15 protein-coding genes are annotated in these 12,984 nt (G+C 62.3%); 7 read left to right on the plus strand and 8 right to left on the minus strand.

Annotated elements, in window-relative coordinates; translation table 11 throughout:
- Positions 1-19: 19 nt before the first annotated feature.
- The 3 genes from coxB to AC4BBN_RS04780 all read right to left on the minus strand — a co-directional run bounded on the left by coxB (position 20) and on the right by AC4BBN_RS04780 (position 2,794).
- Positions 20-1,207: a cytochrome c oxidase subunit II gene (coxB, locus tag AC4BBN_RS04770; protein WP_490590803.1), complete on the minus strand. Its 1,188-nt coding sequence runs from the start codon at positions 1,205-1,207 to the stop codon at positions 20-22.
- Positions 1,208-1,272: 65 nt separating this feature from the next.
- Positions 1,273-1,749 (minus strand): DUF2244 domain-containing protein, encoded by a 477-nt coding sequence (locus tag AC4BBN_RS04775; protein WP_490590804.1) that lies wholly within the window; start codon positions 1,747-1,749, stop codon positions 1,273-1,275.
- Between the two features lie 139 nt (positions 1,750-1,888).
- Positions 1,889-2,794, minus strand: a complete 906-nt coding sequence (locus tag AC4BBN_RS04780; RefSeq protein ID WP_490590805.1) for a class I SAM-dependent methyltransferase — start codon at positions 2,792-2,794, stop codon at positions 1,889-1,891.
- A 27-nt stretch (positions 2,795-2,821) separates the two neighbouring features.
- Between AC4BBN_RS04780 and AC4BBN_RS04785 the strand changes: the two genes are divergently transcribed.
- The gene (locus AC4BBN_RS04785) at positions 2,822-3,523 is read left to right on the plus strand and encodes a ComF family protein (RefSeq protein WP_490590806.1); all 702 of its coding nucleotides are present in this window, start codon (positions 2,822-2,824) and stop codon (positions 3,521-3,523) included.
- Here AC4BBN_RS04785 and ltaE read toward each other — a convergent pair.
- Positions 3,520-4,551, minus strand: a complete 1,032-nt coding sequence (gene ltaE / locus AC4BBN_RS04790) for a low-specificity L-threonine aldolase (protein WP_490590807.1) — start codon at positions 4,549-4,551, stop codon at positions 3,520-3,522. The genes AC4BBN_RS04785 and ltaE overlap by 4 nt on opposite strands.
- Before the next feature lie 41 nt (positions 4,552-4,592).
- Here ltaE and trmL point away from each other — a divergent pair, with 41 nt between their 5' ends.
- Positions 4,593-5,054, plus strand: coding sequence for a tRNA (uridine(34)/cytosine(34)/5-carboxymethylaminomethyluridine(34)-2'-O)-methyltransferase TrmL (gene trmL / locus AC4BBN_RS04795; RefSeq protein WP_490590808.1), 462 nt, complete (start codon positions 4,593-4,595; stop codon positions 5,052-5,054).
- A gap of 72 nt (positions 5,055-5,126) precedes the next feature.
- Here the strand turns inward: trmL and AC4BBN_RS04800 are convergent, their stop codons facing one another.
- Entirely contained in the window at positions 5,127-5,582 is a 456-nt protein-coding gene (locus AC4BBN_RS04800; RefSeq protein ID WP_490590809.1) for a MaoC family dehydratase, read from the minus strand.
- A gap of 5 nt (positions 5,583-5,587) precedes the next feature.
- Positions 5,588-6,214, minus strand: coding sequence for a nucleotide-binding protein (locus tag AC4BBN_RS04805; protein WP_490590810.1), 627 nt, complete (start codon positions 6,212-6,214; stop codon positions 5,588-5,590).
- Between the two features lie 37 nt (positions 6,215-6,251).
- Between AC4BBN_RS04805 and kefF the strand changes: the two genes are divergently transcribed.
- Entirely contained in the window at positions 6,252-6,929 is a 678-nt protein-coding gene (kefF, locus tag AC4BBN_RS04810; protein WP_490590811.1) for a glutathione-regulated potassium-efflux system oxidoreductase KefF, read from the plus strand.
- 6 nt (positions 6,930-6,935) lie between these two features.
- Positions 6,936-8,762 (plus strand): glutathione-regulated potassium-efflux system protein KefC, encoded by a 1,827-nt coding sequence (gene kefC, locus AC4BBN_RS04815; RefSeq protein ID WP_490590812.1) that lies wholly within the window; start codon positions 6,936-6,938, stop codon positions 8,760-8,762.
- A 7-nt stretch (positions 8,763-8,769) separates the two neighbouring features.
- On the opposite strand, the gene AC4BBN_RS04820 is transcribed toward kefC, so the two are convergent.
- Entirely contained in the window at positions 8,770-9,777 is a 1,008-nt protein-coding gene (locus AC4BBN_RS04820) for a helix-turn-helix transcriptional regulator (RefSeq protein WP_490590813.1), read from the minus strand.
- A 440-nt stretch (positions 9,778-10,217) separates the two neighbouring features.
- On the opposite strand from AC4BBN_RS04820, the gene AC4BBN_RS04825 reads away from it, so the two are divergent.
- A complete protein-coding gene (locus tag AC4BBN_RS04825) occupies positions 10,218-10,652 on the plus strand; it encodes a DUF1841 family protein (RefSeq protein ID WP_490590814.1) in 435 nt (144 codons plus the stop codon).
- A gap of 82 nt (positions 10,653-10,734) precedes the next feature.
- Here AC4BBN_RS04825 and AC4BBN_RS04830 read toward each other — a convergent pair whose 3' ends face one another.
- The gene (locus tag AC4BBN_RS04830; protein ID WP_490590815.1) at positions 10,735-11,400 is read right to left on the minus strand and encodes a c-type cytochrome; all 666 of its coding nucleotides are present in this window, start codon (positions 11,398-11,400) and stop codon (positions 10,735-10,737) included.
- A gap of 113 nt (positions 11,401-11,513) precedes the next feature.
- On the opposite strand from AC4BBN_RS04830, the gene AC4BBN_RS04835 reads away from it, so the two are divergent.
- Together AC4BBN_RS04835 and AC4BBN_RS04840 are read left to right on the plus strand one after the other, a co-directional pair.
- The gene (locus AC4BBN_RS04835) at positions 11,514-12,356 is read left to right on the plus strand and encodes an AAA family ATPase (RefSeq protein WP_490590816.1); all 843 of its coding nucleotides are present in this window, start codon (positions 11,514-11,516) and stop codon (positions 12,354-12,356) included.
- Positions 12,357-12,384: 28 nt separating this feature from the next.
- Entirely contained in the window at positions 12,385-12,981 is a 597-nt protein-coding gene (locus AC4BBN_RS04840) for a GNAT family N-acetyltransferase (RefSeq protein ID WP_490590817.1), read from the plus strand.
- Positions 12,982-12,984: the final 3 nt, after the last annotated feature.

The following is a 12,984-nucleotide window of genomic DNA, read 5'->3' on the forward strand; positions in this document are numbered from 1 at the left end:
TGTACGTTGCGAGAGCAGCTTATTTGCCGCGCAGAGCCAAGACGTCAGCCGGCTGCACCAGTTGGCCCGTCTTGTTGGACCAGTTATTTTTGGTGTAGCTAATGACTGCTGCAATGTCGGTGTCGCTGAGTTGCTTCCAGGAAGGCATAGCACCGTTGTTCTGACCGTTCAGCAAGGTCATGATCTGCAAGCTCTTGTCGGCATCCAGCACCTTGGGCGAGCCATCCAGCGGCTTGATAGGGCCGGCGCCCTTGCCATTGGCCTGGTGGCAGGCTGCACAGTTGGAGGCGTACACCTTTTCACCTCGTTTAAAGATGTCGTCCAGTGTCCAGACCTTGGAAGGATCGTCTGCCTTGGCAGCCAATTTCTTCTTCTCGCCGTCCACCCACTTGGAATAATCTTCGGCCGACACGACCTTCACCTGGATGGGCATGTAAGCATGCTCCTTACCGCAAAGCTCTACGCATTGGCCATAGTAGGTGCCGACCTTTTCCGCCCGGAACCATGTGTCGCGCACAAAGCCGGGAATGGCATCTTGCTTGATGCCGAAAGCAGGCACGCCGAAAGAATGGATCACATCGTCGGCGGTGGTGATGATGCGCACCTTTTTATCCACTGGCACAACCAGCGGGTTATCCACTTTCAGCAGATAGTCGTCCACAGCTTCATTGGCCTTGGGGCCGCCGTTGTTGGACATGGCGCGCTGGGTGCTGTCCAGCGTGGACACAAAGCCTATGCCTTCGCCCTCGCCCTTGATGTAGTCGTAACCCCACTTCCACTGCATACCGGTGACCTTGACGGTCAGGTCGGCATTGGTTGTGTCCTTCAAGGCGACCACCACCTTGGTGGCGGGCAGCGCCATCAGAATAACGATGACGAAGGGCACGATGGTCCAGATCACCTCGACCACCACAGACTCGTGGAAGTTGGCGGCCTTGTAACCCTTGGATTTGCGGTGCTTCCAGATGGAATAGAACATCACCCCAAACACCGCGATGAAGATGACGCAGCACACGATGAGCATGAACCAGTGCAGCCATTGTTGCTCTTCAGCGATCTTGGTGACTGCTGGGGCCAGATTCAGCTGCCGCACAGCGGGGCCGCCGGGTAGATCATTGACCGCATGCGCAGCAGTGCTGAACCATGCGCCCGCCCATACGCCGACAGCAGGCAGGAGTGAAGCCAACTTGTTAGGAATCATCTTCATCGTTTTAACTTCTTCTTAATAGAACCAGTTTGTCTACGCTGCCCAAGCAACCCTGGACCACCCCCTCAAGCGCTGCGCAATGCCATGCGAAGTTCGCGGGCCAATGCGGACCGCAACTCTGGACGCACATACCGCCCCACCTCTACCGAACATCCCTGGCCGGACACCTCTATCAAGGACCGGTCACCTGTTTTGGGTTCGATTCTGACCCATTCACGGTGAAACTCAGCTCGCTCTAGCCGCCCCGCGTTTTCCAACTCAACCACCAGACGGGGACCTTGCAAAGAAATCTTCTCGCCATCGGTAGCATGGCGGGCGTACACCAGAAACGCAATGCCCACGGCCGCCAGCTCCAGCCACGCAAAAGGAAATACCAGCTTGGCACCCTGCATCCAGAAAAAGGATGCAATCCCCAAAGACACCAAGCAGATCGACGCGTACAGCCAAGCCAGCTGGGTCGGAGTGACCGAACAATTGCGTTTCAGAAACCAGTGGATGTTCTGGCCGGAAACGGTGGCGAAGCGAAATACCAGATTCGACACGGATGGCACTCACAAAATTAAGCCCGTCGGACGACTTGATGTCACTTGCCGATGGGCTTAGCTGCGTGGGAAGATACCCATATGTTTTTTCAAATTCATTGTAGCCCGCCTTTCCCGCTGGCGGCCTACCTAGAAACCATCATGCCGCACCCGGTTTTGACCTCTGCAACATATCGCGCATATCGCGTAGCGAAACCGCACTTTGGGCACTAACCCGCAGCTTGGGCGCGGGTTTCAGGGCATGGCCATAGATCAGCTCAAACGTCAGCGGTAGCCGCCCCTGCTCTGCGGCGCTGGCCAATTGGCGGGCCAGTGCGGCCTCCAGCTGCGCGCGCCAGGCCTTGCCACGCAAACCCGGAAAACGCTGGGGATGCAGATTGCGGCCGATCTCGCGCAAGTCCTGTAGCAGACGCTGCGGGTTCTCGTAGGTGAGGCGAATGCGCTCCATGTCCATCACCGGCTCGGCAAAGCCCGCATGTACCAGCATGTCACCCCAGTCGTGCATATCGGTGAACTGGTGGCCCGGCAGCGGCCAACCCTGGGCGGCATAGACGCTGCGCAGCTCCTGCACGGTGTCTGGCCCCAGGCAGGAGAACATCAGAAAGCCATCCACCGCCAAAGCCCGGTGCCACTGCGCGATCAGGGCTTGCGGGTCGGACGCGGAATGCAGCAGCATATTCGCCCACAGCATCTGCACGCTGCCATCGGGCGGCAACTGGGCATGCTGGGGTGGCGCCGTCCAGCGGACCGGGTTCCACCACGGTTTTGCTACAGATTGAATAGCTGCTTGCGCTTGATTTTCGTGCGCCTCCACCACATAACATGCGGAATCCGGGTAACGCGCCGTGAGCTTGGCATGGGCTTCCAGACCACCGCGCACAGGCTCCCAGTGGGCCCAGGCCTGGGGCTGCAGCTTGATCCACTGCAGGCGGTCTTCCATGCGCCGGGCCACCTCCTCGTGCAACCAAGGGGAGGTTGTGGCGGGCAGCCGGGCCCAGCGGGCAGCAGCAGCGGGGTCAATCGTGGGCGGAAGTTGGGTCGTCATAAGCTAGCCGGCTAGTATATTGAGGCCATGTTCCGCGCGCTTATCCACCGGGCAGCAACCCTTTTGCCCAGCCAGTGCGCCGTCTGCCGGGCTTGGCCCAGCCAGCCGGTGTGCGGCGCTTGTGTGGCCCGCTTTGCCCAACCGCGCCTGCGCTGCAGCACCTGCGCCCTGGTGGTGCCCGAGGGCGTGGGCCAATGCGGTAGCTGCCTGCGGCAAGCGCCGCCACTGGACGCGTGCCTGGCGGCGGTGGACTACGCCTACCCCTGGTCGCAGTGCATTGCGCGCTACAAATTCCAGCAGCACGTAGGCTGGGCCGCCACGCTGGCCGACCTGCTGCGCCACAGCCCCTGGGTGGAACCTGCGCTGGAGCGGTGTGATGTGCTGCTGCCCATGCCTTTGTCCGCCCAGCGCCTGCGCGAACGTGGCTTCAACCAGTCGCTGGAACTGGCGCGCCACCTGGCGCCGCACAAAACCGACGCCCGGCTGCTGCTGCGCACCCGCCACACCGCGCCGCAGCCCGCCCTGAGCCGCACCGACCGTCTGCGCAACGTCAAAGGCGCTTTCGCGCTGGAGCCCTTGCGGGCCCACAGTGTGCGGGACAAACGGGTGGTGCTTGTGGACGATGTGATGACCAGCGGCGCCTCGCTGTTTGGCGCGGCGGCCGTGCTGCGCCAGGCCGGCGCCGCGCACATCACCGGCCTGGTGGTGGCGCGTACACCCGTAGATTAGCGTTCGAAGAACGCCCGCACCACCTGGGCCACCCGGCGCACATCGTCTTGCGACACGTCCAGATGCGTCACCAGGCGCAGGGTGTACAGGCCGGTGGCCAGCACCTGCTGGGCTTTCAGGTGCTCCACCAAGGCCTGGGCCTGCTCGGCGGCCACATGCAAAAACACCATATTCGTCGGCCCGGCATCCACCTGCAAGCCTGGCACACCCGCCAGCAACTCGGCCAACAGGCGGGCGTTGGCGTGGTCATCGGCCAGGCGCGCCACATGGTGCTCCAGCGCGTACAGGCCGGCGGCTGCCAACACGCCGGCCTGGCGCATGCCGCCGCCGACCATCTTGCGCCAGCGCCGTGCCTGGGCGATGAAGTCCTTGCGGCCCAACAGCACCGAGCCCACGGGTGCACCCAAGCCCTTGCTCAGGCAGATGCTGACCGAGTCAAATCCAGCGATGAGTCGGCGTTCGGTCTGGATCAGCGCCTCGCCAGGCTGCTGCGAGGCCACCACGGCATTGAAAAAACGTGCCCCGTCCAGATGGCACTGCAGGCCGCGCCCATGGGCCAGGGCCACCGCCGCGTCCACGTAGTCCTGCGGCAGCAGCTTGCCGCCAATGGTGTTCTCCAGCGCCAGCAGGCGGGTGCGGGCGTAGTGCACGTCGTCGGGTTTGATGGCCGCAGCGATGCGCTCCAGCGGAATGCTGCCGTCGCGCGCGTTGTCCAGCGGCTGGGGCTGGATGCTGCCCAGCACGGCAGCGCCGCCAGCCTCCCATTTGTAGCAATGCGCCTCCTGGCCGACGATGTATTCGTCGCCACGCTGGCAATGCGTCATCAAGGCGATCAGATTGCTTTGCGTCCCGGTGGGGCAGAACAAGCCAGCCTCAAAGCCCAGGCGCTCGGCCAGGCTGTCCTGCAACAGGTTCACCGTGGGGTCATCGCCAAACACGTCATCACCCAGGGGTGCGGCCAGCATGGCGGCTTGCATGGCGGGGGTGGGACGGGTCACGGTGTCGCTGCGCAGGTCGATGGTTTTCATGGGGCGTCAAAAAGAGGGGGATGCGACAGGATAATCCAGGCATGTTGAACATCGTCCTGGTCGAACCCGAAATCCCGCCGAATACCGGCAACGTCATCCGCCTGGCGGCCAACACAGGCTGCAATCTGCACCTGGTGGAGCCGCTGGGCTTCTCCATGGACGACAAGCACATGCGCCGCGCCGGGCTGGACTACCACGAGTACGCCACGCTGACGCGCCACGCCGACTGGCCCAGCTTTCTGGCCACCGCCCAGCCCGACCCGCAACGCCTGTTCGCGCTGACCACCAAGGGCACGGGCAATGTCTACGCCACCGCCTTCGCACCCGGTGACTGGCTGGTGTTCGGCTCCGAAACCAAGGGCCTGGCCGAGAGCGTGCGTGCCGCCTTCAGCCCGCAGAACTGCCTGAAGCTGCCCATGCGACCCGGCCAGCGCAGCCTGAACCTGTCGAACGCCGTAGCCGTAACGGTGTTTGAAGCTTGGCGCCAGTGCGGCTTTCAATAACTCAAGCTATTAAATAGATAGCTACTTGCGCAGGTAAATCCTGCGCCAGAGGCCTATTTCTTATAAATCTGTTCAGGCGTAGTAGCGCAGCAATGACTCGGCCACGCAGGCCGGTTTGGCCTGGCCTTCCAGCTCCAGCGTCGCCTCCAGGCTGATCTGCACGCCCGGCTCGGCCAGCGGCGTGCAGGCCAGCAGCTTCAGGCGCGCGCGCAGGCGGCTGCCCACGGGCACCGGATGGATGAAGCGCACCTTGTTCAGGCCGTAGTTCAGCGCTATGCGCGACTCCGCGATGGCAAACGAGTCCTCAAACAGGCGCGGCAGCAGCGACAACGTCAGAAAGCCGTGCGCAATCGGCCCGCCGAACGGCCCCGCCTTGGCGCGCTCCACGTCCACATGTATCCACTGCTGGTCGCCCGTGGCGTCGGCAAACTGCTGCACCTGGGCCTGGGTGATCTGCGTCCAGTCGCTGACGGCAATCTCCTGGCCCACGGCGGTGGCCAACTCGGCGAAAGTGGCGAAGGTTTTCAAGCGGCTCAGGCGTCCAGCCAGGCTGCCAGGGGATGCCACTGCTCCAGGTCTTTTTCGACCCGGCTGGGCGCCACGTCGAACAGGCTCAGGCCGCCTGCAGCCAAATGCACATAGTTTTGAGTGTCGCGCAGATGGGTCAGCACCGGGACTTCCAGGCCGTCCAGGTATTCGCGCAGGCGGTCGGCGGACAAGGTGCGCTCGTCCACCCGCATGCCCACCAGGCCGACCTGCATCTTGTCGATGCGGCGGTGTTCGGCCAGGCGGTCCAGAAACTTGCGCGTGGCAAAAATGTCGAACACGCTGGGCTGCAGGGGAATGACGATCTTGTCGGCCAGCTTCATCACGTCCTTGAATCGCTTGCCGTCCAGGCCGCCGGGCGTGTCCAGCACCACATAGCCATCGTTTTTGCTGGCTTTGGGCGGTTTGTCGATTTCGTCAGCCGCCACGTGCCACGCAGTAATGGGGGCCGCGCTGGCTGGGCGCAGACTCAGCCACAGGTGGGACGACTGCTGCGGGTCGGCGTCGCCCAGCAGCACTGCATGCCCCCGAGACGCGTAGTAGCCCGCAATCTGGGTGGCCAAGGTAGATTTACCGACGCCGCCCTTGGGGCTGGCGACAACGACGATGGGCATGGAGAACTCCTGGTTGAGAATTTGCTATGTTAGCGGCATGCACGAAGCCAGCTCCCACCCCCATCCAGCCGACACAGCGCGCCCCGACGACGCCCCACCGCGCATCTACCTGCTGGCTGCCCACCCGAACTGGCGCGCCTCGCACGTCAACCAGCGCCTGTTGGACACGGCCCGGGCCCTGGCCGACACCGCAGACGGCCAGCATCTGGAGGTGCAGGACCTGTACGCCAACTACCCCGACTACAGCATCGACGTGGCGGCTGAGCAGGCCCGCGTGGAGGCGGCCGACCTGCTGGTGTTGCTGCACCCCATACAGTGGTATTCCATGCCCGCGCTGCAAAAACTGTGGTTTGACGAGGTGCTGACCTACGGCTGGGCCTATGGTGTGGTGTCCGCCGAAACCGACGAGACAGCGCCCCAAGGCACCCCCGGCACGGCGCTGCGTGGCAAAGCCTTGTGGCTGGTGCTGACCACCGGCGGGCAGGAGGGCACTTACCAACCCCACCAGGCCAACGGCAAGCAGGCGACGGATTTCGATGCCTTCCTGCCGCCCTACCAGCACACCGCCGCGCTGTGCGGCATGCGCTTTCTGCCGCCGCTGGTGCTGCACAGCGCGCACAGTGCGGGCAAGCAAGAGGTGCTGGCGCATATCGCGCAGTTCCGCCAGCGCCTGCAGCACTACCCCCATTGGCCCGAAGCCGCAACGGACATCTGATACCCCATGGAACACGCTCCCTCCTGGCTGGTCAACAGCTTTGTCTACCTGAGCGCGGCGGTCATCGCCGTGCCGCTAAGCAAGGCCCTGGGCCTGGGCTCCATCATTGGCTACCTGGCCGCCGGCATCGTCATCGGGCCCTGGGGTCTGGGCCTGGTGACCGAGGTGCAGGACATCCTGCATTTCGCCGAATTCGGCGTGGTGCTGATGCTGTTCCTGATCGGCCTGGAGCTGGAACCCAAGCGCCTATGGAGCCTGCGCCGCCCCATCTTCGGCTGGGGCTCGGCCCAGGTGCTGGGCTGCGCGGTGGTGATCCTGCTGGGCGGCATGGCCGCCGGCGCACCCTGGCGCATCGCCCTGGTGGCGGCGCTGGGGCTGGCCCTGTCCAGCACGGCGATTGCGCTGCAGGTGTTTGGCGAGCGCAATCTGCTGCCCACACGCAGCGGGCAGGCGGGGTTTTCCATCCTGCTGTTCCAGGACGTGGCCGCCATTCCCATTCTGGCGCTGCTACCGCTGCTGGGCACTATTTCTGAAGAAAATGACGCGCTAGCGCAGACATCACCTGCGCTGGCAGCTCTCAAAACAATAGCAGTCATCGCGGGCATTGTGCTGGGGGGCCGGCTGTTGCTGCGCCCGCTGTTCCGCTGGATCGCGCGCAGCAAGACGCCGGAGATCTTCACCGCTGCGGCCTTGCTGCTGGTGGTGGGTATTGCCTCGCTGATGCTGTCGGTGGGCCTGTCGATGGCGCTGGGGGCCTTTCTGGCCGGTGTGCTGCTGGCCGAGAGCGAGTACAGGCGCGAGCTGGAGACCGACATCGAGCCCTTCAAGGGCCTGCTTCTGGGCCTGTTCTTCATTGCCGTGGGCATGAGCGTGGACTTTGGCGTGCTGCTGCGTTCGCCGGGGCTGATGGCGGCCATCGTGGCCGGTTTTCTGCTGGCCAAGCTGCTGGTGATCTACGCCATTGCCAAGGCCATGGGCGTGCCCTTCCAGGAGCGGCCGGTGTTTACCGTGCTGCTGGCGCAGGGCGGTGAGTTCGCCTTCGTGGTGTTCCAGACCGCCACGGCGGCCCAGGTGTTTTCAGCGCAGACCTCGTCCCTGCTGATTGGCTCGGTAGCGGTGTCCATGCTGGTCAGCCCGCTGTTGCTGCTGGCCATCGACAAGCTGCTGCTGCCGCGCCTGGCGCAGCGCGGCGGGCCGCAGCTGGAAGAGCTGGCCGAGCAGCAAGAAGCGCCCATCATCATTGCCGGCTTTGGCCGCTATGGCCAGATCGTGGGCCGCATGCTGCTGGCCGAGGGCATAGGCGCCACCGTGCTGGACCACGACGCGGAAATGGTGGAGACCATCCGCCAGTTCGGCTTTCGCGTGTTCTACGGCGACGCCACCCGGCTAGACCTGCTGCGCCTGTCGGGCGCAGCCACCGCCAAGATCCTGGTCGTGGCAGTGGACGACAAAGCGCAGAGCCTGAAGATTGTGGACATCGCACGGGAGCATTTCCCCAACCTGGAGATCGTCGCCCGGGCCCGCGACGTGCCCCACTGGTATGCACTACGCGACCGGGGGGTGCAGCGGGTGGAGCGTGAATTGTTCGAGTCCAGCCTGCGCAGTGCGCGTTCGGTGCTGGAACTGGTGGGTTACCCGCCGCACGAGGCACGGCAGCAGGCCATGCGCTTTCGGCGGCACAACATCGCGCTGTTCGAGCAGATGTACCCGCACCGCAAAGACCGCAACAAGCTGATCGCCGTGGCCACCGAAGGCCGCCAGCAGCTAGAGGAGCAAATGGCCCAAGAGCGGGAGGAGCAGGCGCAACGCCGCACCAGAACCCGGGGCCATTGAGAAGGCTTTACTCCACCACCTCGGGCTCATCCAGCGGCGCAACCGTTTGGTAGGCGGCGGACATCTTGGCCACCTCGTCGGCCAATGCCTGGCGCAGGCTGGCCGGTCCCAGCACCACGCAGCGTGCGCCGTGGCGCAGGATGTCGCCCATCAGCTCCCGGTGGTCCATGTAAGGCACGCGCAGCAGGTAGCTGCCGTCCTGCTGCACGCGACCCTGCTGCTGCGAATGCCACTGCAGATGCGCCGCTTCCGCCGCATGCTCCGCGCCAAACTGCAGCCGCGCCCAACGCACCCTGCCGCTGGGGTAAATGCCGTACAGCGGGCCAAAAGCCGCATCCAGCTTGTCCGCGCCCATGTCCACCGCGCCGGTGCCCAAGACCTGTACATCGGTGATGGCCGCCACTTCTACGCTATGCAGCTCGCTATGGCCATGGCACCACACCTCCAGGTACCAGACACCCTGGTAGGACACCATCCGCAGAGGCGAAACCTCGCACCCCCCCAGCGTGAGATCGCCCTTGGTATAGGTCAGCAGCAAGCGCTTGCGCCGCACCAGGGCCTGGCCTACCCGCTCAAAGTAGCGCGGCGTGATGGGCTCGCGCTCCAGTCCCACGATGCGCACGCGATGGCGCAGCTCCTGCAGCTCCACGTTGTCGCTTTGCAAGAGCGCCGTCAAACGTTCGGCCTCGGACACGGGGTTGAGTATCAGCCCACCGGTATCCAGGCAGGCCAACAGATGTTGCAAGGTCAGCAAGGCCTGGATCTCGGCTGGCGAAAACCACAGGCCCGGTAGCTCGTGGGCACTGGTTCTGGGCTCCTGCAGCGCCGCAAGCCGGTAGCCGCCCGCAGCGCGGCTCCATTCGATGGGCAATTTCAGCCGTTTGCGCAGGTCATCCAGATCACGCTTGAGCGTTGCACGGGATACTTTCAATTCAGCCTGCAGTGCGGCGAAGCTGATGACCTTGTGTTGGCGCAGAAGCTGGTCGATTTTGTAGAGGCGCCCCGTCTGGTCCATGGTATCTCCGGAGATGGAATCAGGTATTTAAGTAACAGATGTAACCATTTAATTCCATAGCCATGCAGAGAGCAAGGCACTTTTACACGGGGAACTAGCGAATTTCCCTTGGCTCAACCGTATACAAGCCTCATCCTTGCGGCATATTCATACAACTGCAGCACCTACTTTACAGTGCCTTGCAGCAGCTGCTTACCGGTAAATAGCATACCCAACATCAGGAAAATTGTGGCAAAGCGCAACTCCCTCCTGGCCTTTACAAACGCTACGGACAACAACAGCGACGACACCGCGAAGTTGCGCGTATCCAACACACCCCGTCAGTCCAAAGGAGCCCTTGTGCAGACACAGCCGACAGTGGTCAGCAGAGCTCCTGGACAAAGTGGTGGCTTTTAGGAAAGGGAAAAAGACCTCGGTTTGGCCGTGGTAGGCTTGGCGCCATGTTCAATCCCTCGCAAGCCGATGTCCGCCGATTTTTCTGTACTGTTTACGCCAAGGCGAAGACAGGTCAAGCGCTGGAAGCTATCGAAACAATAGCAAGCCAATGGATGGACGAGCATCCTGAATACCATGCAGACCTGCAGGATCTGGATGCCGCCCTGGTACGCAATTACGACCTGGAGGCCGGAGCCACCAACCCCTTTCTGCACCTGTCCATGCACTTGTCGATCAGCGAGCAATGCTCCATCGACCAGCCGCGCGGCATACGCCAGGCGGTGGAGCTGCTGACGCGGCGGCGCGACTCGCTGCACGCAGCCCACCACGAAACCATGGACTGCCTGGGCCAGATGCTGTGGGAAAGCCAGCGCGCCGGCCGCCCACCTGATGGCGAAGCCTATATCGCCTGTGTGCAACGCCAAGCCACCCGGGATTGAAGCCCTGGGCACACCAAGACACCACATTCCGCAACCATTAAAAAAGCCCGCAATAGCGGGCTTTTTTGTGCTGTAGACAGGCTTAACGGAAGCGCGACTGCGGTACGACCTTCAACTCGCTGTCCAGCGAGTGCACATACGAGGCCAAGGCCTTCAATTCGGCGTTAGAAAACTGCTTGGCCACACCACCCATGATCGCGTTGCCGCGACCCACCAAGGGATTTCCCTCGGTCTTGTACGACTTCAAAGCCACATAGAGGTAGTCCGCATGCTGGCCCGCAATCTTGGGGTAGCTGGGGTCGATAGGCTTGGAGAAGTTATCACCGTGGCAGGATACGCAAGCACCCTTGGTCAGCAATGCTGCTACCTGGGCAGAGGGCTGCACAGTGGGTTTGGCTGGCAACGTTGCGCCTTCCACCACACCCAGGGTGCTGTAGTAGGCCGCCACGTCCGCCATGTCCTGGTCGCTGAGCGAATCGGCAATGCCGCGCATGGTGGGGTGTTTGCGGTCGCCCTTCTTGTAGGCGCTCAACGCTGAGATGATGTACTTCGCGCCCTGCCCGGAAATCATGGGCACCTTGTGCACTTCAGGGAAGCTGGCCTGGTAGCCCTTGATACCGTGGCAGCCAATGCACATATCCACCTTGGCGTGCCCCGCTTTGGCATCTCCCACAATGTCTTGCGCACTCGCCAGAGTGCCCACCGAAGCTACTGCAAACGTCAACACCGTGGTCAATAATTTATTCATTTTTTGCGCGCACAATCTGGGGGAGAAACAAGCTTGTACATCAAGCTCGCCGACGTGCGCGGATTATATGCGTCGGCAATTCAATCACCCTACCCTCCTTTACCCCTACCACCATGAAGTTTCAAGGCTCCAACAATTACGTTGCTACCCAGGATTTGATGTTGGCAGTCAACGCGGCGGCTACGCTCAAACGGCCGCTCTTGGTCAAGGGCGAACCCGGCACAGGCAAGACCATGCTGGCCGAGGAAGTCGCCTCCGCTTTGGGTATGCCCTTGCTGCAATGGCACATCAAATCCACCACCAAAGCGCAACAGGGTTTGTATGAATACGATGCCGTCAGCCGGTTGCGTGATTCGCAACTGGGCGACGCGCGGGTCAAGGACATCCACAACTACATCGTCAAGGGGGTGCTGTGGCAGGCCTTTACCGCAGACGAGCCGGTGGCCCTGCTGATCGACGAAATAGACAAAGCGGACATCGAGTTCCCGAATGACTTGCTGCGCGAAATCGACCGCATGGAGTTCTACTGCTATGAAACGAGGGAGCTCATCCGTGCCAAGAACCGCCCTCTGGTGTTCATCACGTCCAACAACGAAAAGGAACTGCCCGACGCCTTCCTGCGGCGCTGCTTCTTCCACTACATCCAGTTCCCGGACGCCAGCACCATGCAGAAGATCGTGGATGTGCACTTCCCCGGCCTCAAGAAAGAGCTGCTGGCTGCGGCCATGAAGACCTTTTACGACGTGCGCAACCTACCGGGTCTGAAAAAGAAACCATCCACATCCGAGCTGCTGGACTGGCTCAAGCTGCTGGTCGCCGAAGACATTTCAGCAGAGGCACTGCACAGCCAGGACCAAAAAGTTTCCGTGCCGCCACTGGTAGGTGCCCTGCTGAAAAACGAGCAGGATGTAAGCCTATTTGAAAAGCTGGTTTTCATGAACCAGCGCAACCGCTAACCTTGCCATCCACAGTAGGAGTTTTGGAATGAGTTTTGTACAAGCCGTGAACCTGCGTGCCCGCGGTGTCTTGCTGGAACCCATGGAACTGCATCACGAAAGCGGCCTGCAAGCCGCCGCAGCCGACGGCGAGCTTTGGAACATCCGCGTCACCTCGGTGCCCGAACCCGAGAACACCCGCACCTATATTGAGGCTGCCCTGAAGATGCGTGCCGATGGCAACCGCTTCGCATTCGTAGTCAAGGACGAGACCACCGGCCGCGTGCTAGGGTCCAGCAGCTACCACGACATCCTGCCGGCCGTGAAGCGCGTAGAAATTGGCTACACCTGGTATGGCAAAAGTAGCCAGCGCAGCCACGTCAATACCACGGCCAAATTGCTGTTGATGACACACGCATTTGAAACCCTGGGCTGCCATGTCGTAGGCTGGCGCACCGACAACTTCAACTTTGCCTCGCAAGCCGCCATTGAACGCCTGGGCGCCAAAAAAGACGGAGTTATCCGTGGCCATGCGGTGCGGCGCGACGGCACCATCCGCGACACCGTGATGTACAGCCTGCGCAGCGGCGAATGGCCCGAGGTCAAGGCCCAGCTGCTATACCTGCTGGACAAGCCGCGCCCCTGAGCC

Source organism: Rhodoferax sp. SPJ21, assembly GCF_058216335.1.

Bases quoted from the DNA above. Each gene is read 5' to 3' on its own strand.
- coxB (WP_490590803.1), bottom strand. From the start codon at position 1,207: ATGAAGATGATTCCTAACAAGTTGGCTTCACTCCTGCCTGCTGTCGGC.
- AC4BBN_RS04780 (WP_490590805.1), bottom strand. From the start codon at position 2,794: ATGACGACCCAACTTCCGCCCACGATTGACCCCGCTGCTGCTGCCCGC.
- AC4BBN_RS04785 (WP_490590806.1), top strand. From the start codon at position 2,822: ATGTTCCGCGCGCTTATCCACCGGGCAGCAACCCTTTTGCCCAGCCAG.
- ltaE (WP_490590807.1), bottom strand. From the start codon at position 4,551: ATGAAAACCATCGACCTGCGCAGCGACACCGTGACCCGTCCCACCCCC.
- trmL (WP_490590808.1), top strand. From the start codon at position 4,593: ATGTTGAACATCGTCCTGGTCGAACCCGAAATCCCGCCGAATACCGGC.
- AC4BBN_RS04805 (WP_490590810.1), bottom strand. From the start codon at position 6,214: ATGCCCATCGTCGTTGTCGCCAGCCCCAAGGGCGGCGTCGGTAAATCT.
- kefF (WP_490590811.1), top strand. From the start codon at position 6,252: ATGCACGAAGCCAGCTCCCACCCCCATCCAGCCGACACAGCGCGCCCC.
- kefC (WP_490590812.1), top strand. From the start codon at position 6,936: ATGGAACACGCTCCCTCCTGGCTGGTCAACAGCTTTGTCTACCTGAGC.
- AC4BBN_RS04820 (WP_490590813.1), bottom strand. From the start codon at position 9,777: ATGGACCAGACGGGGCGCCTCTACAAAATCGACCAGCTTCTGCGCCAA.
- AC4BBN_RS04825 (WP_490590814.1), top strand. From the start codon at position 10,218: ATGTTCAATCCCTCGCAAGCCGATGTCCGCCGATTTTTCTGTACTGTT.
- AC4BBN_RS04830 (WP_490590815.1), bottom strand. From the start codon at position 11,400: ATGAATAAATTATTGACCACGGTGTTGACGTTTGCAGTAGCTTCGGTG.
- AC4BBN_RS04835 (WP_490590816.1), top strand. From the start codon at position 11,514: ATGAAGTTTCAAGGCTCCAACAATTACGTTGCTACCCAGGATTTGATG.
- AC4BBN_RS04840 (WP_490590817.1), top strand. From the start codon at position 12,385: ATGAGTTTTGTACAAGCCGTGAACCTGCGTGCCCGCGGTGTCTTGCTG.